The 23,409-nt window shown below is 66.8% G+C and carries 22 protein-coding genes and 1 pseudogene; 7 read left to right on the top strand and 16 right to left on the bottom strand.

The genetic code is table 11. From position 1 onward, the window contains the following. The 8 genes from HP546_RS08485 to HP546_RS08520 all read right to left on the bottom strand — a co-directional run. Positions 1-567: acyl-CoA dehydrogenase family protein (locus HP546_RS08485; RefSeq protein ID WP_172222676.1), on the bottom strand; the 567-nt coding region annotated here is incomplete at its 3' end. 10 nt (positions 568-577) lie between these two features. Beyond that, on the bottom strand, positions 578-1,741 hold the full coding sequence (locus tag HP546_RS08490; protein ID WP_172222681.1) for an acyl-CoA dehydrogenase family protein: 1,164 nt from the start codon (positions 1,739-1,741) through the stop codon (positions 578-580). A gap of 9 nt (positions 1,742-1,750) precedes the next feature. Then, positions 1,751-2,503, bottom strand: coding sequence for an enoyl-CoA hydratase family protein (locus tag HP546_RS08495; RefSeq protein WP_172222686.1), 753 nt, complete (start codon positions 2,501-2,503; stop codon positions 1,751-1,753). Continuing rightward, positions 2,500-3,624: a nitronate monooxygenase gene (locus HP546_RS08500; RefSeq protein ID WP_172222689.1), complete on the bottom strand. Its 1,125-nt coding sequence runs from the start codon at positions 3,622-3,624 to the stop codon at positions 2,500-2,502. Before HP546_RS08500 ends, HP546_RS08495 begins: the two co-directional genes overlap by 4 nt. Continuing rightward, positions 3,621-4,538 carry an enoyl-CoA hydratase gene (locus HP546_RS08505; RefSeq protein ID WP_172222694.1) on the bottom strand — a complete coding sequence of 306 codons (918 nt, stop codon included), beginning with the start codon at positions 4,536-4,538 and terminating at the stop codon, positions 3,621-3,623. The genes HP546_RS08500 and HP546_RS08505 overlap by 4 nt, the downstream gene beginning before the upstream one ends. A gap of 10 nt (positions 4,539-4,548) precedes the next feature. Then, positions 4,549-5,346 carry a CoA-transferase subunit beta gene (locus HP546_RS08510; protein ID WP_172222698.1) on the bottom strand — a complete coding sequence of 266 codons (798 nt, stop codon included), beginning with the start codon at positions 5,344-5,346 and terminating at the stop codon, positions 4,549-4,551. A 12-nt stretch (positions 5,347-5,358) separates the two neighbouring features. Next, entirely contained in the window at positions 5,359-6,234 is an 876-nt protein-coding gene (locus tag HP546_RS08515) for a CoA transferase subunit A (RefSeq protein WP_172222770.1), read from the bottom strand. A gap of 2 nt (positions 6,235-6,236) precedes the next feature. Further along, positions 6,237-7,142, bottom strand: a complete 906-nt coding sequence (locus HP546_RS08520) for a VOC family protein (protein WP_172222702.1) — start codon at positions 7,140-7,142, stop codon at positions 6,237-6,239. Positions 7,143-7,365: 223 nt separating this feature from the next. On the opposite strand from HP546_RS08520, the gene HP546_RS08525 reads away from it, so the two are divergent. Together HP546_RS08525 and HP546_RS08530 are read left to right on the top strand one after the other, a co-directional pair. After that, the gene (locus HP546_RS08525; protein ID WP_172222706.1) at positions 7,366-8,526 is read left to right on the top strand and encodes an acyl-CoA dehydrogenase family protein; all 1,161 of its coding nucleotides are present in this window, start codon (positions 7,366-7,368) and stop codon (positions 8,524-8,526) included. Next, entirely contained in the window at positions 8,523-9,713 is a 1,191-nt protein-coding gene (locus tag HP546_RS08530) for an acyl-CoA dehydrogenase family protein (protein WP_172222710.1), read from the top strand. The genes HP546_RS08525 and HP546_RS08530 overlap by 4 nt, the downstream gene beginning before the upstream one ends. A 57-nt stretch (positions 9,714-9,770) precedes the next feature. Here the strand turns inward: HP546_RS08530 and HP546_RS08535 are convergent, their stop codons facing one another. The 3 genes from HP546_RS08535 to HP546_RS08545 are packed head-to-tail and all read right to left on the bottom strand — an operon-like array spanning position 9,771 to position 11,925. Continuing rightward, the gene (locus HP546_RS08535; protein WP_172222713.1) at positions 9,771-10,400 is read right to left on the bottom strand and encodes a nuclear transport factor 2 family protein; all 630 of its coding nucleotides are present in this window, start codon (positions 10,398-10,400) and stop codon (positions 9,771-9,773) included. A gap of 5 nt (positions 10,401-10,405) precedes the next feature. Next, the gene (locus tag HP546_RS08540) at positions 10,406-11,176 is read right to left on the bottom strand and encodes an SDR family NAD(P)-dependent oxidoreductase (RefSeq protein ID WP_172222717.1); all 771 of its coding nucleotides are present in this window, start codon (positions 11,174-11,176) and stop codon (positions 10,406-10,408) included. Positions 11,177-11,190: 14 nt separating this feature from the next. Then, positions 11,191-11,925 (bottom strand): SDR family NAD(P)-dependent oxidoreductase, encoded by a 735-nt coding sequence (locus HP546_RS08545; protein WP_172222720.1) that lies wholly within the window; start codon positions 11,923-11,925, stop codon positions 11,191-11,193. 239 nt (positions 11,926-12,164) lie between these two features. On the opposite strand from HP546_RS08545, the gene HP546_RS08550 reads away from it, so the two are divergent. Further along, positions 12,165-12,998, top strand: a complete 834-nt coding sequence (locus HP546_RS08550) for an alpha/beta fold hydrolase (protein ID WP_172222723.1) — start codon at positions 12,165-12,167, stop codon at positions 12,996-12,998. Between the two features lie 212 nt (positions 12,999-13,210). Here the strand turns inward: HP546_RS08550 and HP546_RS08555 are convergent, their stop codons facing one another. The 5 genes from HP546_RS08555 to HP546_RS08575 form a co-directional block, all read right to left on the bottom strand. Beyond that, positions 13,211-14,443: an NADH:flavin oxidoreductase gene (locus HP546_RS08555; RefSeq protein WP_172222726.1), complete on the bottom strand. Its 1,233-nt coding sequence runs from the start codon at positions 14,441-14,443 to the stop codon at positions 13,211-13,213. Positions 14,444-14,467: 24 nt separating this feature from the next. After that, the gene (locus HP546_RS08560) at positions 14,468-16,129 is read right to left on the bottom strand and encodes a DUF1302 family protein (RefSeq protein WP_172222729.1); all 1,662 of its coding nucleotides are present in this window, start codon (positions 16,127-16,129) and stop codon (positions 14,468-14,470) included. A 100-nt stretch (positions 16,130-16,229) separates the two neighbouring features. After that, entirely contained in the window at positions 16,230-17,837 is a 1,608-nt protein-coding gene (locus HP546_RS08565) for a FadD3 family acyl-CoA ligase (protein ID WP_172222733.1), read from the bottom strand. Positions 17,838-17,857: 20 nt separating this feature from the next. Beyond that, positions 17,858-18,880 (bottom strand): ferredoxin--NADP reductase, encoded by a 1,023-nt coding sequence (locus tag HP546_RS08570; protein WP_172222736.1) that lies wholly within the window; start codon positions 18,878-18,880, stop codon positions 17,858-17,860. Beyond that, positions 18,877-20,064: an acyl-CoA dehydrogenase family protein gene (locus HP546_RS08575; protein WP_172222739.1), complete on the bottom strand. Its 1,188-nt coding sequence runs from the start codon at positions 20,062-20,064 to the stop codon at positions 18,877-18,879. Before HP546_RS08575 ends, HP546_RS08570 begins: the two co-directional genes overlap by 4 nt. A gap of 210 nt (positions 20,065-20,274) precedes the next feature. Between HP546_RS08575 and HP546_RS08580 the strand changes: the two genes are divergently transcribed. The 4 genes and pseudogenes from HP546_RS08580 to HP546_RS08595 all read left to right on the top strand — a co-directional run. Next, positions 20,275-21,048: a glucose 1-dehydrogenase gene (locus HP546_RS08580; RefSeq protein ID WP_172222742.1), complete on the top strand. Its 774-nt coding sequence runs from the start codon at positions 20,275-20,277 to the stop codon at positions 21,046-21,048. Positions 21,049-21,136: 88 nt separating this feature from the next. Further along, positions 21,137-21,928, top strand: a complete 792-nt coding sequence (locus HP546_RS08585; protein ID WP_172222763.1) for a fumarylacetoacetate hydrolase family protein — start codon at positions 21,137-21,139, stop codon at positions 21,926-21,928. A 24-nt stretch (positions 21,929-21,952) separates the two neighbouring features. Then, the gene (locus HP546_RS08590; RefSeq protein WP_172222767.1) at positions 21,953-22,876 is read left to right on the top strand and encodes an acetaldehyde dehydrogenase (acetylating); all 924 of its coding nucleotides are present in this window, start codon (positions 21,953-21,955) and stop codon (positions 22,874-22,876) included. Between the two features lie 10 nt (positions 22,877-22,886). Next, positions 22,887-23,409, top strand: a pseudogene (locus HP546_RS08595) (4-hydroxy-2-oxovalerate aldolase); the annotation flags it as partial.

The following is a 23,409-nucleotide window of genomic DNA, read 5'->3' on the forward strand; positions in this document are numbered from 1 at the left end:
TTGCTCACCGCTGGCCAGCAGGGTCTGCGCGGTGGGGTTCCAGCTGACCTGACCCAGGCGCCTGGAGGCATCGATACTCGGCTGCGCCTGCACATCCACCGCCGCTCGCGGCACCAGGTGCAAGTCATCGCCGGCCGGCAAGATCAACACCTCGGCCAGCTGGGCGTCGCTGACCAACGGGTTGACCGGGTGGCTGATCGCCAGGCGCAGGCTGCCTTCGGCGATGCGGGGTAACAGCGCCGCACGCGCCGGGTGCTGTGGGTCGAGCCGGCTCAACAGGCCGCTGGCGACATAGGCGGTGTCCGCCAGCGAATCGGGGATGGCGTAGTAGCCCAGTTCCTGGGTCATCAAGGCCCAGGCGACATCGTCCATGCCCAGCCCGCCCTCGGCTTCGGGCACCGACAAGGCGGTCAGGCCCTGGGCGGCGATGCGGTTGCGCAGGTCCGGCGAGCGGCCGGCGTCGGTTTCCCAGATCTCGCGGAGCATCTCCGGGGCGGCCTCGGTCATCAGGAAACGGCTGATGGCTTCGCGAAACGACAGCTGGTCATCGGTAAAGGTGAAGTCCATGGCCTGGTCCTTACTTGGGCAGGCCGAGCATGCGCTCGGCGATGATGTTGCGCTGGATCTCGTTGGTGCCGGCGTAGATAGGCCCGGACTGGGCAAACAGGAAGCCTTCCAGCCAGCCGGCGGCGTCCTCGGCCTGCCTGGCGCCGGCCAGCAGTTCACCGCGAGCGCCCAGCAGGCGCATGGCGGTCTCGTGCATTTTCAGGTCGAGCTCCGACCAGATGATCTTGTTGATGCTCGACTCGGCGCCAATCTGCTCGCCGCGCCCCAGGCGCCCGACGGTGTGGTAGGCCGACAGGGCGTAGGCCTCGGCGCCCATCCAGCAGTCGATCACTGCATCACCCAGCCCCGGGTCACGTGCTGCGCTGTGCGGGCTGGCCTTGAACAGCTGCACCAGCTTGCGGGCGGTGTGCTGGAAGCGCGCCGGCGAGCGCAACAGCAGCCCGCGCTCGAACCCGGCGGTGGCCATCGCCACATGCCAGCCCTGCCCTTCGGCACCAATGCGGTTGGCCACCGGCACCCGTACATCGTCGAAGAACACCTCGGCGAAGGCATCCTTGCCGTTCAGCGCCTTGATCGGGCGAATGGTCACGCCCGGTGCGTTCAGCGGCACCATCAGGAACGACAAGCCATGGTGGCGGGCCGAGCCCGGCTCGCTGCGGAACAGGCCGAACAGCCAGTCGGCAAAGGTGGCACGCGTCGACCAGGTCTTCTGGCCATTGATCACGTAATGGTCGCCGTCCAGCAGCGCCTTGCTGGTGATTGCCGCCATGTCGGAGCCGGCATTGGGCTCGGACCAACCCTGCGCCCACATGTCCAGGCTTGCCGCCATGCGCGGCAGAAACCTGCGCTTCTGTTCGGGCGTGCCAAATTCCATCAGCGTGGGGCCGAGCAGCAGCTGGCCGTTCTGGTTGACCCGCATGGGTGCGCCAGCGCCGTAGTACTCCTCCTCGAAGATCAGCCATTCGATCAGGTCGCAGCCGCGCCCGCCCAGCTCGGCGGGCCACATCACCATCGACCAGCGGCTTTCGAACAGCCTGGCCTCCCAGGCACGGTGCTGCTCGAAGCCTTCGCGGGTGTCATAGCTGGCCAGCGGTTCACGCGGCATATTGTGCGCCAGCCAGGCGCGCACTTCGGCGCGGAAGGCTTGCTGTTGGGGGGTATAGGTCAGTTGCATGGCGTGCCCTCAGAACTTCGCGTCGCGTTTTTCGACGAACGCCCGACGGGTTTCAGCCGAGTCGGGGCTGGTGTAGGCCTGCAGGGTGAAGCCCTGCTCCCAGCGGTATTTGTCTTCCAGGTTGCCGTCCTCGATGCCGTTCAGGGCTTCCTTGGCCAGGCGGATCATGGCCGGGCTCTTGGCGGCGATGCGGGCGGCAATCTCCAACGCCGTTTCGCGCAGCTGCGCCCTGGGCACCACCCGCTCGATAAAGCCGTAGGCCTGGGCCTCTGGCGCGCCGATGCTGGCACCGGTGAAGAACAGGTAGCGCACCTTCTGTACCGGGAACAGCCGCTGCAGGTGCGCACCGCCGCCCATGGCACCGCGGTCAACCTCGGGCAAGGCAAAGGTCGCGCAATCGGCGGCAACGACGATATCGGCAGCGCCAGTGATACCGATGCCACCGCCCAGCACAAAGCCGTGCACGGCGACGATCACCGGCACCGGGCTACGGTGCACGGCCTTGAAAGTTTCGTAGTTGCCGGCATTGACCGTAACGATGCGTTCCGGGTGTGCATCCAGCTCCTTGATGTCGACACCGGCGCAGAACCCCCGCCCTTCGGCACGGATCACGATCACCCGCACCTCGGGGTTGCTGCCAAGGGCATTGATGTGCGCGGCCAGGGCGTGCCATTGCTGGCTGTCCAGGGCGTTGACCGGCGGTTTGTCGATCACAAGCTCCGCGATCCCCTGGTCGATCTGGGTGGTAAAGGCGCAAGTCATGAACGTTCTCCAGTGAGGGCCAGTCGGTCGGCAACGGCTGCCGGTGTGTGCTCCGGGCAGCGTGCAAGCAAGGCATCGAGGCACTGCGCGGCTTCGGCGGCGATGCCTTCGATGACCTCGCGGCAGGTCAACAGGTCGCTGATGGCTGCTGCCACCTGGCCGCTGGGCAGGATGCCGTCGTCCGGCAGGCCGTCGACCATCGAGCGTTGCAGCAGCACCGGCTGGTTGGCGGCCATCACCACCTGCGCCAGCGCCGCCGGGTCTTCACGCAGGGCGCGCAGGAACACCGTAGCCATGTGCGCCAGGCTCATGCCGGTCTGTTGCTTCCACTGCCAGGCGCTGCCCAGGGCAATGCGCAGGCGGGCGAACGGCCCGGCTTGTTCCAGGCGGTTGATGAAGCGGTTTTCGATCATGCGGTGGCGCATGCCGTCCACTGCGGTGGTGACCCGCACCTGCTGCGGGTCAGCCACCTTCAGGTAGCGCGCCAGGGTGGCGGCGGGGGTGGGCGATTCCCGGGTCATCAAGAACCGCGTGCCCATGGCGATGCCACTGCCCCCGGCAGCCAGCACCGCCGCCAGGCCGCGCCCGGTGGAGTGCCCGCCAGCGGCGATCACCGGCACGCGCACCGCCGCCAGCACCTGCGGCAGCAGGATCGTGCCCGGTACGCCGCCGGTATGGCCACCGCCCTCGCCCGCTTGCAGGGTGATCAGGTCGGCGCCCAGCTGCTCGGCCTTCAGGGCATGCTTGAGCGCACCCACGGTGGGGATGCACAGCACCCCGGCGGCCTTGAAGCGGGCGATGGTCTGCGCATCCGGCCCGCGCCCATAGCTGACGGCGCGCAGGCGGTAGGCAATGGCCAGGTCGACGCACTGCGCGGCGTTGTCCTGGAACATGTGGAAGTTCAGGCCGAAGTTGCTGCCGCCGGTGGCCTCGATCACCTTGCGGATCTGGCCCTCCAGCGCATCGGCGGCCAGGGTCGCCCCGGCCAGGAAGCCGAAACCGCCGGCCTGGGTGGTGGCGATGACCAGGTTGGCGTCCGACACCCAGCCCATGGCGGTCTGCACGATGGGGTAGCGGCAGCCCAGCGCCTCGGTCAGCGCCGTGTGCATCCAGCGGCTCACAGGCATCCTCCTTCCGGCTGCGCGGCCTGCTTGTTGGCCTGGGCCATGCCCTTGGCGTCGAAGCCGCCGAGCTTGTCACCCGACAGCAGCTCGTTGTGGGCATGGGCAAACTGGTGCCAGGCAAATGCGGCATCCATGGCCGCGCGCTTGCCCTGCAGGTCTTCGACGTGGTTGATGGCCTGTTTGGTCAGGGCCAGGCCCATGCGCGGCTGGCGGGCGATGCCGGCCGCCAGCGCGTAGGTTGCCGACTCCAGCTGGTCGCGCGGCAGCACGCGGTTGACCATGCCCATCTGGTAGGCGCGCTCGGCGCTCATACGGTCGCCGCAGAACAGGAACTCCTTGGCGATACGGGGGTTGAGCTCGTAGGGGTGGGCAAAGTACTCGACCCCCGGAATGCCCATGCGCACCACCGGGTCCTGGAAGAACGCATCGTCACTGGCGACAATCAGATCGCAGACCCAGGCCAGCATCAACCCGCCTGCAACGCAGGCGCCGTGCACCATGGCAATGGTCGGCTTGGGCAGCTCGCGCCAGCGCCGGCACATGCCCAGGTACACCTCCTGCTCACGGGCATACAGCTGCTCGCCGCCCGGCTTGTTGGTGTGGTCCCACCACAGCTGCGCGCGTTCGAACGGGCGATTGATGTCACGCCCGGGCGTGCCGATGTCATGGCCGGCGGAAAAGTGCCGGCCGTTGCCGCGCAGAACGATCACCTTGACGCTGTCGTCGTCCACCGCCTGGCGCAGCGCGGCGTCCAGGGCGTAGGTCATCTGCGAGTTCTGTGCGTTGTTGAAACCAGGGCGGTTGAGGGTGACCGTGGCAATGCCGTCGGCCACCGCATACAGCACCGGGTGTTGGGTTTCATAGACCGCGTTGTCTTCGCGGCTGACGAACTGGCTGTCGCTGCTGTGCATGCTCACATCCTCAGGCCGGGCGAATGCCAGGTGGGTTGCCCTTCACCGCTGCCGCGCGCAGGCCATGGGGGTCGAGGTGGCGGATCAGTTCCAGCTGCTCGGCACTGGGGTGCGCGGTTTCGCACAGCTGGGCAGCCTTGAGCAGCGGGAAGCCGGTGTTGTCCTGGACTTCATCGAAGCTCACGCCTGGGTGCAGGGTGCGCACCTGCACGGCGCGCTGCGGGCCTTCGAAATCCAGGGTGCACAGGTTGGTGACCACCCGGCGAATGTCCATCAGGTCACGGCGGGCGCCTTGCGGCCAGCGGTCGGCCTTGAAGCCCACGCCCGAGACCATGTCCACTTCGCCACTGACGAACACCCGCGTGTTGTGGTTGGGCACAAAGAACGAATTGAGGTGGTTGATGCTGTTGCCGGGCAGCCCGCGCACACCGAGCATGGCGGTTCTGGGCTTGTGGTAGTCGCCGACGCAGGACAGGTTGGTCTGGCCCCAGCGGTCGATCTGGGTCGGCCCGATCATCGCATGGCGGCGGCCGCCCCAGACGCACTCGAACACCCGCTCGAACGACAGGTAGCCGCTGTAGCGGGCGACATACTCGCCACGCGGGCCCAGCGGGATGGGTTGTTCCACCAGAAACGCCTCGCTGTCGGTCATCAACAGCTCCGGGCTATGGCTGAGCTTGGCCAGGCTGGCGCCCAGGCGCGGAATCACGCCAAGGCCCGAGGCGATCACTTCGCCATTACCACGCCAGGCTTCGGCAGCGGCCACGATCATCAGCTCGGCCAGGGTGAAATCACAGGTAGCAGACATGCTTGGCACTCCTCAGAACACAGGTAGGGGCAAGGCGCCCATGCGCGCGGCACCGCCGTTGTGCGCTTGATAGGCCAGCTCGCCACCCGCCACGCAGGCCTCGACATACTGCTGCCAGCCGTTTTCTTCCTGGCTGCTGGCCACGTAGCGCTTCAGGTGCTCCAGGTCCCAGCCATAGTCCGATGGGCACGAGGTCGGGTGAGCCCCCAGCGGGGCATGCACCACGCCGGTGACCAGGTAGCGCTCGAAGGTGTTGCCGCGGGCCTGCTCGGCATCCAGCGACAGGCGCTCTTCCAGCCGCTCGCACGAGACGAAACACTGCTGGGCGGCGCGGGCGAACAGGTGGTCGAAATACGGGTCTGGGCCGGTGACCAGGCAGTTGCCCAGGCGGTCGGCGACATTCACATGCAAGAACGCCACGTCCAGGTTCAATGCCGGCATCGCCAGCAGCAGCTCGCCGTCGTCATAGGGCGAGCACACGGTTTTCAGGGCCGGGTTGAGCCGGGTCACGTCGGTGGCCAGGCCACAGCGGGTGGGCAAAAACGGCAAGCGCATGCCGGCCGCCCGCAGGCCCCACTGGAACATGCCTTCGTCCAGCTCCATCAACTCCAGTTCACCGGCCTCGCGGGCCTTGCGGTAGTACGGCTCGAGCGGGATAGCGTCGAGGGTGACAAAGCCGAACACCAGCTTGCGCACCTTGCCGGCAGCGCACAGCATGCCTACCTCGGGCCCGCCATAAGCGACCACAGTCAGGTCCTTCACGGACGAGCGCAGGATTTCGCGGACAATCGCCATCGGCTTGCGCCGTGGCCCCCAGCCACCAAAACCGATGGTCATGCCATCGCGCAACTGGGCGACGGCATCGGCGGCTGTCAGTTGTTTGTTCAGGGTCATGATGTTGCTCCTTGCTGCTGCCCGACCGAGAAGTCGTGGCCCCAGATGCTCACGCGGGTGAATTCGAAGGCCGAGTGCTCGGCCCAGTCGACCTGCAACCCGCCATAGCCGTATTCCAGGTCGAAACCGGACGGCGTCTTCATGTAGAAACTGGTCATGCGGTCATTCAAGTGCTGGCCGAGGGTGGCCGACAGCTGCCCGCCGTGGGCCTGCAGGCGGTCGTGGGCACGGCCGACCTCGGTCATCGAGTCCACTTCGACCATCACGTGCACGCAGCCCGACGGCACCGGGTACTCGGCCAGGGCCAGGCTGTGGTGGCGGGCATTGCGGCAATGCAGGAAGTGGATGCGTACGGGCGGGGCCGACGGGTCGGGGCGGAAGTTGAAGATGTCCGACAGGCCGAAGCCGAGCACGTCCTTGGCGAATGCCAGGGTGGCGTCGAACTGCGGCGCAGGCAGCACCGTGTGGCCCAGCCCCATGTCCCCGGTGATGAAGCGCGGTACGCCCTGTGGGGACACGAACGGCTGGCAGTCGGAGCGATGGCCCCAGCTGAGCTCATGCTGGTTGCCGGACGGGTCGGTGAGAGTGACCAGCGCCTGCACACCGCGCTGCTCGATGGCCTGGTCGGTGCCCGCCTGCCATTGCACGCCGCGGCGCTCCAGGTGTTGCAGGGCCTGGACGAACGACTGCTCCGAGGCCAGTTCCCAGCCGCTGGCCAGGTAGCGCGGGGCGTCACCTTCGACCACCAGCATGCGGAACGGGCGCTCATCCATCTTCACGTACAGGCCGCCGCCAGGTGCCGCGTGCACTTGCATGCCCAGCACATCTTCGGCGTAGCGTTGCCACTGGCTGAGGTTCTCGATCTGCGAGACGAAGTAGCTCAAACCGCGAATGTCGATCATGCCCGGGTTCCTCCTGGCTCAAGTCGTTGCCTGGGGAACATTGTGCTAAGCCCCGCGCCAGCGCTCATCGTCCGTTGAGACTACGCAGCCGCCGCGCTGCGCCGGGCTGGCGGACTAGTCCGTTTCAGTGATTCGGCGCCATCCGGCGCCTGCATAGACTCATGAGGCCGCTGTGCTGCCCGGGCTGCACGGGGTGCATCCATCCGCCCACAGAGACCCACCCATGGAATTCGCTTTCACCGACGAACAGCTGATGATTCGCGACAGCGCCGAGCGGTTTCTGGCCCAGGCCAGCGACTCGCAGGCGGTGCGCGCGGCCCTGCGCCGTGCCGACGACTACGACCCCGAACTGTGCCGGCGCATCGGCCAGGAGCTGTACTGGCCCGCCCTGCTGGTCCCCGAAGCCTGCGGTGGCATGGGCCTGGGTTTTGTCGAGCTGGCTGTGCTGCAGGAGCAATGCGGGCGCTTTCTGCTCGGCTCGCCGCTGTTTGCCACCAGCTGCCTGGCCACCCCGGCGCTGATGCTGGCCGACAACCCGGCGCTGCAGGCGCGCTGGCTGGGCGCCATTGCCGCTGGCCAGGCCTGCGCCACCCTGGCGTGCGCGCTGCAGCCCGCGCGGGTGCAGGTGCAGGCCGTGGCCGATGGCGACGGCTACCGGCTGCACGGCAGCCATGCCCAGGTCATCGATGGCGCGCAGGCCGACCTGTTGCTGATACCGGCGCGCAGCCCTGGCAGCACCGGCGAACAGGGCATCAGCCTGTTTGCCGTGCCGGCCGACACCCCCGGCCTGATGCGCACTGCCCTGCCCACCCTCGACCAGACGCGCCGGCTGGCGTGCATCGAGTTGCGCCAGGTTCACCTCGGCGACGCGCACCTGCTGTGCGCAGCAGGCCAGGCCTGGCCGTTGCTGCGCGATGCCCAGCGCATCGGCGCCATCGGCCTGGCCGCCGAACAGCTTGGTGGCGCCCAGCAAGCACTGGACCTGACCCTGGCCTACATCAGCGAACGCCGCCAGTTCGGCCGCCCGATTGCCAGCTTCCAGGCCATCAAGCACCGCTGCGCCGACATGATGCTGCAGGTGGAGTGCGCCCGCTCTGCGGTGTGGTATGCCGCCTGCGTCGCCCGTGAATGCCTGGCGGCCGATGGCGACCCGGCCGTGCGCAGCGAGCTGCTGGCCGCCGCAGCCACGGCCAAGGCCCACGCCAGCGAAGCGTTCTTCCACTGCGCAGCCGAGTCGATCCAGCTGCACGGCGGTGTCGGCTTCACCTGGGAATACGACCCCCACCTTTACTTCAAGCGCGCCAGGGCCAGCGAGCAAATGCTCGGCACCCCGGCCTGGCACCGTGAGCGCCTGGCCGCGCAATTGTTCGGAGAACACGCATGAAAATCGGCTTCAGCAGTGCAGATGAAAGCTTTCGCCAGGAGATCGCCGGCTGGCTGGCCGCGCATTTGCAGGGTGAGTTCGCGCCGTTGCGCTTTCGCGGCGGCCCCGGCGACGAGCACAGCTTCCCGAACGAACGCAAAGCGTGGGAGCGGGAGCTGGCCGCAGGGGGCTGGGTAGGCGTCGGCTGGCAGCCCGAAGATGGCGGCCGGGGGCTGAGCATCAGCCAGCAGGTGATCTTCCATGAAGAGTACGCCAGGGCCGGCGGCCCCGGGCGCATGGGCCATATCGGCGAAGGCCTGGTCGGGCCGACCCTGGCGGCATTCGGCACGCCCGCGCAACGCCAGCGCCTGCTGCCGGGTATACGCGAGGGCCGCGAGTTCTGGTGTCAGGGCTATTCCGAGCCAGGCGCCGGCTCGGACCTGGCCAACGTGCAGACCCGCGCCCGCCTCGATGCGGCAGGCGAGCGCTGGCTGATCAGCGGGCAGAAGGTCTGGACCTCGCTCGCCCACGAAGCCGACTGGTGCTTCGTGCTGGCCCGGACCGAGCCCGGCAGCGTTGGCCACCATGGCCTGTCGTTCCTGCTGGTGCCGATGGCGCAAGCGCAGATCCGCGTGCAGCCCATCGTGCAACTGACCGGTACCAGTGAATTCAACGAAGTGTTCTTCGACCAGGCGCAGACCTCAACCGACAACCTGGTCGGCCAGCCTGGGGAAGGCTGGAAGATCGCCATGGCCCTGCTCGGCTTTGAACGTGGCGTATCCACCCTTGGCCAGCAAATGCAGTTCCACAACGAGCTGGCCGAAGTGATGCGCATTGCCCAGGCCAATGGCGCCGCTGGCGACCCGCTGCTGCGCCAGCGCATTGCCCAGGCCTGGTCAGGGCTCAAGGTGCTGCGCTACAACTCGCTGCGCATGCTGTCGGGGCCGCAGGATGGCAACCTCGGCCGCGAGGCGATGATCTACAAGCTGGCCTGGTCGAATTGGCATGCCGAGCTGGGCAAGCTGGCCATGGACGTGCTGGGCGACGCCGGCGAGGTGCTGGAAGCGGCGCCATACAGGTTGAGCCGGTTGCAGTCGCTGTTCCTGTTTACCCGCTCGGACACTATTTACGGCGGTAGCAACGAGATCCAGCGCAATGTGATTGCCGAGCGGGCATTGGGCATGCCGCGCGAACCGCGCAGCCGCTGAACGATCCACAAGCCGGCGCCTTCGCGGCAGGCTGCGAAGGCGCCGGTTTGCAGCGCCTTACCGGACCCTGATCTTCGGGTCCCCTGCCCCGCGCCGCAACCCTGCCAGAAACCCTTCCAGCGGCGCCGGCTCGGCAATCTGCGGCAACGCGTCCTTGTCCGGGCGCTGGGCCCAGAACGCATCCCACGACGGGAACAGCTCGTGGAAACTGCCGGCGTACGGCTCCCGGCCCGGCCAGCGCATCTTCAGCCCGCCGATCGGCGGTTTGTTGAGGTCGCTGGCGTACCAGTAGCACGGCAAGCGCCGGCGGAAACACCAGCGCCCATCGATACGCTCGTAGTCGTCCCAGTAGAGCATCTGCATGATCACCCACTCCGGCCCGGTTTCATGCTCGTTCTTCGAATACACCACACCCGTGGCGTGGTCGGGGTCGCTGAACTCGATGATGTGCTGGCCCAGGTGGTGCGAGGTGCCGTGAAACTGCTTGCGCATGGTCTCGTCCAGCCAGGCCTTCAGGTGCGCGCGGCCCTGCTTGTCGCGGCCAACCCGCACGTCCTCGGCAAAGCAGTTGGCCATCGCGTCCATGTCGCGCATGTCCAGGGCCAGGGCATACTTGCCGGCCAGCTGGCGGATCGCGTCCAGCGACTCCAGGCGGTCGATGCGCTGCAGCAAGGCGCTGCTGTCCATGCTGGTCATTCCAGCACCGTGTACAGGTCCGAACCCCGGCCGCCGTCCACTGCCAGGCTGGCCCCGGTCACGTAGGACGCCTCGTCGCTGGCCAGGAACAGAATGGCATTGGCCAGTTCGTGGGGCTGGCCGACCCGGCGCATGGGGATGACCTTTTCGGTGTTGGCGCGGGCGCGGGCGTCGCCCAGCATGCCGGCGGTGGCCGGGGTATCGACCACGCCCGGGATGATCACATTGCAGCGTATGTTGTGCGCTGCGCCTTCGCTGGCGGCAGCCCGGCTGAAGTTGATCACTGCCGCCTTGGCCGCCGAGTAGCCGGCCATCCAGGCGGTGCCGAACAGCCCGCAGATGGAGGCGATATTGACGATCGAACCGCCCTTGCCCTGCATCAGCTGCATGGCGGTGCGGGTGCCCCAGAACGTGCCGTCCACCGTGGTGGTGAAGTTGGCGTGCCAGTCGGCGGTGGTCATGCTGTCGATGCCGCCCCACGTGTAGGCCATGGCGTTGTTGACCAGGATGTCCAGGCGCCCGTGACGCTGGGCGGTGGCCTGCAGCGCGGCAACATAGGCCTGCTCGTCGCTGACATCGGCCACCGCCACCTCGGCCCGCCCGCCCGCGGCCACAACCTGTTCAAGTACCGCCTCCAGCGGTTGCGCGCGGCGCCCGCACAGCACCACCAGCGCGCCTTCTTCGGCAAAGCGCAGCGCCGTCGCTGCGCCAATCCCGGAGCCGGCGCCGGTAACGAATGCAACCTTGTCTTGCAGACGTCTGCTCATCAGCTGTTCTCCTGTCAGATAAAGGCCATGCCGCCGTTGACGGCGATGTTCTGGCCGGTGATGAAACTGGCATCGTCACTGGCGAGGAACACCGCTACGCGGGCGATCTCGTCGGTTTCGCACATGCGCCCCAACGGTACGTTCTTCAGCAGCGCCTGCATGTGCTCTTCAGGGATGCCGGCCATCATCGGCGTGTTGGTCGGGCCGGGCACCAGGGTGTTGACGCGGATACCCTGCGCGGCAAGTTCACGGGCAATCGAGCGGGTCAGGCCCATGACTGCAGCCTTGGAGGCGCAGTAGTGGCTTGGCCCTTCGCCGGTCAGTGCGGCGGTGCTCGACAGGTTGATCAGCACCCCCTGGCGCTGGCCCTTGAGCATCAGCCGTGCGCCTTCGCGGCAGCACAGAAAAGTACCGCCGAGGTTGACACCGATCACCCGCGCCCAGCTGTCGTCGGGGGTGTCCAAAAAGCTGTCCAGGGCACCGACACCGGCATTGTTGACGACGATGTCGAGGCCGCCGAAACGTGCCTCGACCTGGCCCATGGCGTCTGCCACCGACGCTGCGTCCGCGACGTTGCAGCCCAGCGCCAGTACCTGCTCGCCCAGGTCGGCCAGGCCAGCGGCCAGGGCCGGCTGGTCGAGGTCGACGGCCACCACCTTGGCCCCTTCGGCAACGAACCGGCGCACGATGGCCTGGCCCATGCCCTGCCCGGCGCCGGTCACGAATGCCACCTTGTCTTGCAGTTTCATAGCGTTCTCCTTGGTTGAAGCGCGTGAGTGCGCCCCATCATTGGCTGCCGGGCACGGGCTCACATCGTCCGATAGGACTAACGCCCACTGCCGGGCTGGTCTGAACGGACGATGTGAGCATTGCCGGCGCAGCCCAGGATCGGATGACGCATGCCGGGCTGGCCCGGGCTTTCCCCTTCAGGCGGCGTGGCGGCCCGCCTGGCATGCAACCCTGAAACCTGCGCAACCTGGAGAACAGCATGAATCAGCCTGTCGACGTGCCCTTGCCCACCGGGCACTACACAACCCTGGCCAACGGCCTGCGCCTGCACTACCTGGATGAAGGCAGCGGCCCTGTGGTGCTGTGGCTGCACGGCAGCGGCCCGGGGGCCAGCGGCTTCAGCAATTTCAAGGGCAATTACCCGGTGCTGGCGGCGGCCGGCTACCGCAACATCCTGCTCGACCTGCCCGGTTTCGGCCGTTCGGACAAACCTGAGGATGTGCGTTACGAGCTGGCGTTTTTCGTCGAGTGTGTCGCGGCGTTTCTTCAGCAGATCGGCGTCAACCGTTGCACCGTGCTGGGCAACTCGCTGGGTGGTGCCATTGCCCTGGGCCTGGCGCTGGGCCATCCGCAGTTGGTGGAACGCCTGGTGTTGCTGGCACCGGGCGGTGTGGAGGAGCGCGAAACCTATTTCCAGATGCCTGGCATCGTGCACATGGTCAATGTATTCAACGCCGGCCCGATCGGGCTGGAGGAAATGCGCAGCATGATGCGCCTGCAGCTGTTCGATGACTCGATCCTGCCTGAGCCACTGCTGCTGGAGCGGGTGGCGGTGGCGCAGACGCAGCCGAAGAACCTGTTCAGCACCATGCTGGTGCCGAACATGCGGGCGCGGCTGGGGGAAATCGAATGCCCGATACTCGGGTTCTGGGGCAGCAACGATCATTTCAACCCGGTCAGTGGCGCCCAGTACATCATCGATGGTGCCCGGCAGGCGCGGTTCATTGTGCTGAACCGGTGTGGGCATTGGGTGCAGGTGGAGCACCGCGAGCTATTCAACCGTAGCTGTGTGGATTTTTTGCAGCATGGTTGATGGGGGTGCCCGCGTTTGAGTTTTTGGCGCCTGTGTAGGTGTCCGCCACAACATGTTCAGCGCCTGTGAAGGTGTTCGCTGCCACATCTTCAGCGCCTGTGAAATCGAGCGCCGCCCGCGCGGCGCTCGATCTCATAGACGCTGAAGATGTGGTGGCGGACACCTCCACAGGCGCTGATAATTGAATGCCAAACCCACCGCCTAACCAAATCTCAAACCACCCCCGCCGGCTCGCTATTCAAGCGCGCATCCCCCGGCCGACCCAACACACACGAGGTCCCCCCCGGGGTGTACATCATCGCCACACACCGGTTACACGCAGTACAAATTGACTGGCAACTCGCCCCACTGGCCAGTTTGTTCACATAATCAGGCTCGGCAATCAGCACCCGCCCCATCGCCACCAGCTCGAACCCCTCAGCCATCACCTGCTCGATGCTGGCCAGGCTCTTGGCACCGCCCAGGTACGCCAGCGGCATCTTCACCGCCGCCCGCACCTTGCGCGCATGCTCCAGCAAGTACAGCTCACGAAACTCGACAACCGGGTCCATGCGCCGCTGGATCGCCATCGCCAGGGCAATCACCGGGTTCTTCTGCTGCACCCGGTTCTCCTTGGGGAACGACGAGCCGAACATGGTGGTGATCGACTCGGCGTTCATGCCGGCACTGAGCACCAGCAAATGTGCGCCCTCCTGTTCCAGCATCTGCGCGATCCTGGCACCGTCTTCTGCGCTGTTACCCGCGCGCACGCCTTCGGTGATGCTGTACTTGCAGATCACCGCCAGCTCCTGCCCGACGGCATCGAGCACCGCGCGCAACACCCGACGCGGGAAGCGCAGGCGGTTTTCCAGGCTGCCGCCGTACTGGTCGCGGCGCTTGTTGTACAACGGCGATATGAACTGGCTGAGCAGGTAGCCATGGCCCATGTGGATTTCCACGGCATCGAAGCCGGCTTCGCGGGCCAGCCGCGCGCCCTGGGCAAAATCACGCACCACCTGCTGCATGTCGGCCTCGTTCATCGCCTGCTTGAGGAACATGCCGCTCATCATGCCGATCTTGTTGAAGCCGCCACTGGCCGACAACGGCCTGGCAGTGGAGCGCTCGCGGATGAAGGTGAAGCAGCCACCATGGGTGATCTGCGCACTGGCCAGCCCGCCCTCACGGTGCACGGCATCGGTCAGGGCCTTGAAGTGCGGCAGGCTCGCACGCTCCAGGATCAACTGGTTGGGCAAGGTGCGGCCATCGCGGCTGACCGCGCAGTAGGCCACCGTGGTCAAGGCAACTCCACCTGCGGCCAGGTTGCCGTGCAACTGGGCCAGCTGCCGCGACGGCACGCCCTGGGTGCTCATGCCTTCGTTGGTGGCGGCCTTGATGAAGCGGTTCTTGAGAGTCAGCGGCCCGATGCTGACGGGGCGGAACGGCGATGCAGGCGTGGTCGGGTTCATGGCGAACGGTATCCTCGGCTTGGGCTAGAAGGTGTACTTGGCGTTGAACGACACATAGTCGCGGTCGGCCAACAGGCGGCCTTGGGCGACATCCGGGGAGCTGAGGTAGGCGACATAGGTCAGGCCCACCTGGAAGTTGCCCAGGTACTTGAAATCACCGCCCACGGTCAGGCGCTTCTCGTCACGGCCCAGGCCTTGGTAGGCGCTGCCATTGACGTTCTGCTGCCAGACCACCCGGGTGGTGAGGTCGAGGCCGTCGGCAATGGACGGGTAATCCATGTACGCGCCCACCCCGAGCAGCGTCGAGCCACGGGTCTGGGTGGCGGATTCGAAATTGTCGAACCGGCCATCCACGCCCGGCCCGCCCCCGGTCACCACCAAGGTGTCGACACCGGCAATGTGCTGGTGCACCACTTCACCCATGAAGGTGGTCTGCTGGGCCAGCAGGCTCGGCCCGAGGATGTACGAGGCGTTGAGGTTGCCCTGCCAGATCTGCCCGGTGGTCGGGGCGCCGTTGTCGAGGTAGACCGACGCACCATCGCGGTAGCTGAGATCACCGGCGTACTGCACGGCATCGCCGACCTTGGAGCTGAAGCTGGCCCCGGTCAGCTCGACATCCTCGAAATAGCCCATGCGGTAGGCGGGCGCCGCATCGGTATTGGCGCGCTGGCTGATGCGCGCGTTCGACGAATAGCGGGTCTGCCCGGTGAAGTCGAAAAACAGCGAACCGACGCGCTCGTGGTAACGGTAGTGAAACAGCCCCACCTCGGTATTCTCGGTGACCCGGTAGCGCACACCCATGCCCCACTGGCCACTGTCGCGCGGCTTGACCTCACCGGCATAGTTGACCGCCGTGAAGCTTTTGTCCGACAAGCTGTCGATCACCCCGGCGCCAAGCCGGAAGAATTCGGCACCCGGGCCGAAGGTGTCGCTGCCGAAGTAGTCGCCCACCGGGTTCAGCTGGGTCTTCTCCCACTCGTACTGATAGAACCCGACCAGCGCCAGGTCTTCGTTCAGCGACCACGACAACGATACCTGGCCCACCGGCAGGTAGGCATCCTTGGCTTCGGTGCCCGGGACGTTGAACTTGGTGGCATCCACCGGCGCCTGGCCCTGGCTGATGTTGGCCCAGAACAGGCTTTCGCCCCAGGCCACCAAGTGGCGACCGGCCTTGAGCGAGAGGTACTGGGTGTCGCCCATCTGGTAGTTGCCATACACGTAGGCATCCAGCAACCGCGCCTTGCTGCCGCTGAGGCGCCGGGTATCTTCGACGAAGCCATCGGCGCGGCCGACCTTGTTCACCGTCTGCGGCGAGTCGTTGTCGTTGCGCTGGTGGTAGACATCATCGTAGAAGTGGCTGCCGCGCAGCACCGCGCCGATATTGTCGTGGCGCAGGCGCAATTCGCCGAACAGGCTGACCCGGTTGGTGATCAGCCCGCCGCGCTTGAAGTTGCGCGTGCCGTCATCGTTGTTGAGGTCGCCAAGGTATTGGCTGGCCTGCTTGGCGGTACGCATCGAGGCGGTGTAGTTGACCGTGAGCGATGAGTCCAGGGTGGTGTCCTCGCCCAGCTCCAGGGTCGGCCCGGCGCAGACGCCACCACTGGCCAGGCCAACGGCCATGGCCAACCAACCGCGCCCGGCAAAACCCCTGGCGGCGCCCTGCGCCAGCCGGTTCGACATAGACATGCTGCTCTCCTTTATTGTTATTGTTGCGGTATGCCGACGCAGCCTGGAACAGCGCACGCGGGCGCACATCGTCCATTTGGTGAAACCGCCAGCACCGCGTTCAGGCCCCGGCAACCACCCCACGCAGGTCGTTCTTGGCCACCTTGTTCGAAGGGTTCAGCGGCAACGCACTGAAAAAGCGCACCTGGCGCGGCACCTTGTAGTTGGCCATGCGTTCGCGGCTCCAGCCGATCAACGCCTGCTCGTCCAGTTGCTGCCCCTGGCGCAGCACCACGCAGGCGCACCCCACCTCGCCCATGCGCGCATCGGCCACGCCGATCACTGCCACCTGGGCGATGGCCGGGTGGCCCAGCAAGGCCGCCTCGATCTCCGCCGGGTAGCAATTGAAACCACCGACGATGTACATGTCCTTGAGGCGGTCGGTGATGACCAGGTTGCCGGCCGGGTCCAGCCGGCCGACATCGCCGGTGTGCAGCCAGCCGTCAGCATCGATGGCTTCGGCAGTGGCGGCCGGGTCCTGGAAGTAGCCCTGCATGATGTGAAAGCCGCGCAGGCAGATTTCCCCGGTCTCGCCCTGCGCCAGGGTGCGGTTTTCGGGATCGCGGATACTGACCTCGGTGCCGGGCAGCGGCCGCCCGCTGGTACCGGCGATAACCTCGGCAGCGTCCTGCGGGTCGCACAAGGTGGCCAGGCCGCCGCACTCGGTCAGGCCGTAGGCCGTGGTCACCACGCTGAAGCCCAGCTGGTTGCGCATGCGCTCGATCAGGCTGGGCGGGATGCTCGCCGAGCCGGTCACGGCAACCCGCAGGCTCGACAGGTCGGTGCTGGCCAGCCGTGGGTGGGCCAGCAACGACAGGTACAAGGTGGGGGCGCCCGGCAGGACCGTGACCCGCTCGCGGGCGATGCGTTCGAACACCGCTTCGGCGTCGAACACCGCATGCGGCAGGATGGTCGCCCCGGCAATCAGGCAGGTCAGCCAGCCTGCCTTGTAGCCGAAGGCGTGGAAGAACGGATTGACGATCAGGTAACGGTCGCCCGGCCCCAGGCCCAGCACCCGCACATATTCGCCAAAGGCGCGCAGGTTCTGCCCATGGGCACTCATCACGCCCTTGGGCTTGCCGGTGGTGCCCGAGGTGAACAGCAGGTCGCAGACCGCTTCGGGCCCGATGCACAGGGCGCGCCGCTCGGCGGTGAGTTTCTCGATGGTGGCGGCGCCACGCAGGAACTGGCTGTAGCTCAGATCGTGCGCGGGCAATGCCCCGGCGCCGTCGAACACCACCAGGTGCTCCAAGGTCGCTGGCCGGTGGGGAGCGAGCAGCGCCGGGTAATCGACTTCCAGAAAACGCTGCTGCACGAACAGCACGCGGCAGCCACTGCGCGCCAGCACGTCCGCAGCTTCAACCCCTTTCATGCGGGTATTGACGGGTACCAGCACTGCGCCGGCGCAGTGTATGCCCAACGCCGCCAGGATCCACTCGCGGCTGTTGGGCGCCCACAGGCCCACCCGATCACCGGCCTGTATGCCCAGCGCCATCAGGCCACGGGTCACCTGCAGCGCCTGGTCCGGCAAATCGGCGTAGTCCAGGCGCATGCCGTTTTCCTCGATGGCGGCATGGCCGGCAAAGCGTTGGGCGCTGTCGAACAGCAAGCGGGCGATGGTGGCAGGTGCTGGCTGCCGGGAAGGGGTGGGATTGAGACTTGGATTCATGCGGGGCTCGCTCATCGGCGTCACTCGGGAAAACGGATACGCAGCTGCCCGCTGGTGGGCACGGCCTGGCAGGCCAGGATCCAGCCTTCGGCCAGCTCGCCGGCATCCAGGGCATCGTTGTGCAGCAGTTCGACATCGCCGCTTTCGAGGGTGCACATGCACGAGGCACAGCCCCCTACCCGGCAGGCACTGGGCGGGTTGAGGCCGGCGCGGTGCATGGCGTCCAGCAAGGTTTCGCCGCTGTCGCAGGCCAGCTGGTGTTCCTGGCCATCCAGGCGCACCGCCAGCTGCGCGGCCACGGCCGCGTCACTTGCGACCTTGGTGGGCGCGTCGCCTTCGCCAGGCAGCGAGACGAAGCGCTCCACATGCACCCTTGCCGGCGGCATGCCTAGCTGCTTCAGGGCTTCGACGGCGGTGTCCATGAACGGGCCTGGCCCGCAGATGAACGCCTGGGCATCGATGAACGGCCGCGCCAGCTCCGCCAGCTGCCCCGCCAGCGGAATGCCCTGCAATGCATCAAGCCAGTGCACCACCTGCAGGCGCTGCGGGTGCACGGCCGCCAGCAGGCGCAGCTCGTCGCGGAAAATCACCGACTGCTGGTCGCGGTTGGCGTACACCAGCAGGATGCGCCCCTGCCCGGCCAGCAGCGCCGAGCGCAAGATCGACATCACCGGGGTGATCCCGCTGCCGCCGCCAAACAGCAGCAGGTCTGCCGACAGGTCACGCGGCACAAACACCCCGGCCGGGGGCAGCACTTGCAGGGTCTGGCCTTCTTGCAGGGCATCGCACAGCCAGTTGGAGGCACGCCCGTCGCGCACCCGCTTTACGGTCACCCGCAGCGGTTCGTCCAGCAGCGGCGTGCTGGACAACGAATAGCAGCGTGGCAGCCAGCCGCCGTCAAACGGCACGCGCAGGGTCAGGAACTGCCCTGGCTGGTAGCGAAAGCGCTCGCTGAGGGCCTCCGGCACCTCGAACACCAGGGAGCGGGCGTCGGCGCTTTCCTCGACCACCCGCGCCACGCGCAAGGCCAGGTAGTCACTCATACGAACGGGTCCGGGTTGGGCAGGCCCAGCTGTACCGCGCCGAAGCTGCGGCCGTAGGCCATGAAATTGTTGGCGATGTGCCCGCGGGCCTGGTGCAGGTCGCGGAACAGGCGCGCCACCGGGTTGCTGTTGTACAGGCCGGACGCAGCCATGCTGCGCAGCAGGTCGCTGACGCGCTCGGCACAGATGTTGGTGACGTAGGAGGACTGGTAGCGGTACAGCAGGCGCGTCTCGGTGTCTGGATACTCGCCGGCGCGGGCCAGGCGCATCAGGTGTTCGTAGTTGCGTTCGAGCACCAGCTTCAGGCAGTCGACAGTGATCACCGCCTCGGCCACGGCGGTCTGCGCCACTGGGTCGTCGGCGGTGCGCGCACCGTGCTTGCCGATGTGCTGCGCGGCGTTGTCGCGGAAGGTGTTGATCGCGCCCTGCAAGGCCCCGATAGCCGAGGTCGATACCGCCCGGGAGAACACCTGGGCAAAGGGGATGGCGTAGATCGGATTGGTGTTCACCAGCCGCCCCGGCGTGGCCTCGATCTGCCAGTTGTTGGTGCGCTGTACGCGGTGTGCCGGCACGAACGCGTCCTCGACCACGATGTCGTGGCTGCCGGTGCCGCGCAGGCCGAGCACATCCCAGTTTGGCTCGATGCCGTAGTCGGCGCGCGGCAGCAGGAAAGTGCCGTGCTCGCTGGCAAAGTCGCCGTCGGCGGGCAGTATGCCGCCCAGCAGCACCCATTGGCAGTGCTCGCTGCCACTGGAAAACCCCCAGCGCCCGCTGATGCGGTAACCACCCGGCACCACCGTGACCTTGGCCGAGGGCATGTAGGTCGAGGAGATCAACGCGTTGTGGTCGTGTTCCCACACCTCGCGCTGTGCCTCCACCGGGTAGCGTGCCACCTGCCACGGGTGCACGCCCATCACGCCGTACACCCAGGCGGTCGACATGCAGCCTTCGGCGAGGATCATCTGGATTTCGAAGAAGGTGCGCGGGTCGACTTCATAGCCACCGAAGGCGCGTGGCTGCAGGGCGCGCAGCAGGCCGGCCGACTGCAGCTCGGCGATGGTCTGGTCGGGGATGCGCAAGTCGCGGTCGGCCTGCGCGGTACGCTCCTTGAGCAGCGGCACCAGGCGCCGCGCACGTTCGATCAGTTCGAGTTCTTCCTGGGTTTTTTCTCGCAAGCTGTGCATCACTGGTTTCTCCCGATCTCGCTGCGCCACTGCGCGAGTTGAAGCCGATGATCGGGCGGTACGCGACAGGCTTCATCGTCAATGCGGACTAGGGTTTGCCGCCACGCTGCGGGGCGTGCAGGGCCTGCCGCGCTAGTCCGTTGAGACGATGCCGGCGGGTGTTGGCGAGGCGATAGTCGTTGCCATCCACAGCCCTGAGGAAGCACCGCCATGAGTATCCTGCAGCGATTTCGAATCGACGGCAGCGTCGCCATCGTCACCGGCAGTGGCCGTGGCATCGGCCGCGCCATTGCCCTGGCCTATGCCGAGGCCGGCGCCGATGTGGTCTGCGCCGCCCGCTCACTGGACGATGTGCAAGGGGTGGCCGAGGAAATTCGCGCCATGGGCCGCAACGCCCTGGCCTTCGCCTGTGATGTCAACGACAGCGAACAGCGCCGGGCACTGGTCAGCCAGAGCCACGAGCATCTGGGGCGCATCACCCACCTGGTCAACAACGTCGGCGGCGGCGGCCCCAACGACCCACTGAGCCTCAGCCCCGAGCAGTTCGACGAGGTGCTGCGCTTCAACGTGTCCAGCGCCTACGCGTTCTGCCAGCTGTGCGTGCCGCTGATGCGCGAGGCCGGCGGCGGCAACATCGTCAACATCAGCTCGGTGGCGGCGCGTTACGCCCAGCGCCACTTCAGCGCCTACGGCACCGCCAAGGCCGCCCTCAGCCACCTGACCCGGCTGCTGGCCCAGGACTTCGCGCCCCAGGTGCGGGTCAACGCGGTCGCCCCCGGCCCCACCCTGACCGCCGCGCTCAGTGGGGTGATGCCCGCCGCGATGCGCCAGAGCATGGAAGCCAACACCCCGCTCAAATGCCTGGGCACACCTGAAGACATCGCCGCCGCCGCGCTGTACCTGGCCAGCCCCGCATCGGCCTGGGTCAGCGGCAAAATCATCGACGTCGACGGTGGCGCCGACAGCAGCGTGTGGGTGGGCTGAACAACGCTTTTCTCAGGCCGGCCTCAGCACACTCGAACCGGCCCTTTTTATTCCCTGTCTGTTCATTTTCCACTGCAGAGACCCCGCCATGGACGCCCACCTGATCACCGCGCTCGGTGACGAGCTGTTCAATGCCCTTCGTGGCCGCCAGACCCTGCCGCCGCTGACCCGCCGCTACCCGGCCATCACCCTCGACCAGGCCTACCGCATTTCGCTGGCCTTCCTGCAGCGCCGCGAAGCGCTGGGTGAGCAGGTGGTGGGCAAGAAGATCGGCGTGACCAGCCGTGCCGTGCAGGAAATGCTCGATGTCCACCAGCCGGACTTCGGTTTCCTGACCAACGCCATGCAGGTCGAGGATGCCAGTGCCGTGAGCCTGGCCCAGCACCGGCTGATCCAGCCCCGGGCCGAGGGCGAGATTGCCTTCGTGCTGGCTGAAGACCTGCACGGCCCCGGCATCAGCGCCGACGACGTGCTGGCCGCCACGCAGTGGGTGATGCCCTGCTTCGAGATCGTCGACTCGCGCATCGATGCCTGGCAGATCCGCATCCAGGACACCGTGGCCGACAACGCCTCGTGCGGTGTGTTCGCCCTGGGTACCCAGCGCGTCGACCCGCGCAGCCTGGACCTGGCCCGGGTCGAAATGCAGCTGCTGAAAAACGGCCAAGCCGCCGGCAGCGGCCTGGGTTCCGCCGTTCAGGGCCACCCTTGTGCGGCCGTGGCCTGGCTGGCCAATACCCTGGGCGAACTCGGCATCCCCTTCCGGCGCGGCGAAATCATTCTTTCCGGCGCGCTTGCGCCCCTGGTGCCGGTGGTTGCCGGCGACCGCATCAGCCTGAGCATGAGCGGGCTGGGCCATTCCAGCCTGCGCTTCGTGCCCTGATCCCCTCTCCCTGGAGCCATGAACATGAACAAGAAGATCCGCTGTGCGCTGATCGGGCCAGGCAACATCGGCACCGACCTGTTGTACAAACTCAAGCGCAGCGAGGTGCTGGAGCCGGTCTGGATGGTAGGCATCGATGCCAGCTCCGAAGGCCTGGCACGCGCCCGCGAGATGGGCCTGAAGACTACCGCTGACGGCGTTGACGGCCTGCTCCCGCACGTGCTCGACGACCGCATCCAGATCGCCTTCGATGCCACCTCGGCCTACGTCCACGCGCAGAACTCGGAAAAGCTCAACGCCCTCGGCGTGCTGATGATCGACCTGACACCCGCAGCCATCGGCCCGTTCTGCGTGCCGCCGGTCAACCTCAAGGCCAACCTCGGCCTGGGTGCGATGAACGTCAACATGGTCACCTGCGGTGGCCAGGCGACCATCCCGCTGGTGGCCGCCGTGTCCAGCGTGCAGCCGGTGGAATATGCCGAGATCATCGCCACCGCCGCGTCGAAATCGGTGGGGCCTGGCACGCGCAAGAACATCGACGAGTTCACCCGCACCACCGCCAGCGCGGTGGAACAGGTGGGCGGCGCCCGGCGCGGCAAGGCGATCATCATCATCAACCCTGCCGAACCGCCGCTGATCATGCGCGACACCGTGCACTGCCTGACTGCCGACACGCCGGACCAGAACGCGATCCGCGCGGCGCTGGACGCCATGATCGCCCAGGTGCAGCGCTATGTGCCGGGCTACCGGCTGGTCAACGGCCCGGTCTTCGATGGCAACCGGGTGTCGATCTTCATGGAAGTCGAAGGCCTGGGCGACTACCTGCCGCGTTACGCCGGCAACCTCGACATCATGACTGCGGCCGCCGCGCGTACCGCCGAGCTGTACGCCGAAGAAATCCTCAAGGGCGAGCTGGTGCTGCGCCCCGCCCCCACTGCTCTGGCCTAAGGAAGCGACCATGGACCTCTCTGGCAAACGCATTACCGTACATGACATGTGCCTGCGTGACGGCATGCACCCCAAGCGCCACCAGATCAGCCTGGATGAGATGCAGCGCATCGCCAGTGGCCTGGATGCGGCAGGCGTGCCGTTGATCGAGGTGACCCACGGCGATGGCCTGGGCGGCAGCTCGGTGAACTACGGCTTTCCGGCGCACAGCGACGAGCAGTACCTGGCGGCGGTGATCCCGCTGATGAAGCAGGCCAAGGTGTCGGCGCTGTTGCTGCCCGGCATCGGTACCGTCGAACACCTGAAAATGGCCCATGAACTGGGGGTCAGTACCTTGCGCGTGGCTACCCACTGCACCGAAGCGGACGTCAGCGAGCAGCATATCGCCCATGCCCGCCACCTGGGCATGGACACCGTGGGTTTCCTGATGATGGCGCACATGAACAGCGCCGAAGGCCTGGTGACCCAAGGCAGGCTGATGGAAAGCTACGGCGCCAACTGCATCTACCTGACCGATTCCGCCGGCTACCTGT

The organism is Pseudomonas sp. CM25 (genome assembly GCF_013179705.1).
GTDB lineage: Bacteria > Pseudomonadota > Gammaproteobacteria > Pseudomonadales > Pseudomonadaceae > Aquipseudomonas.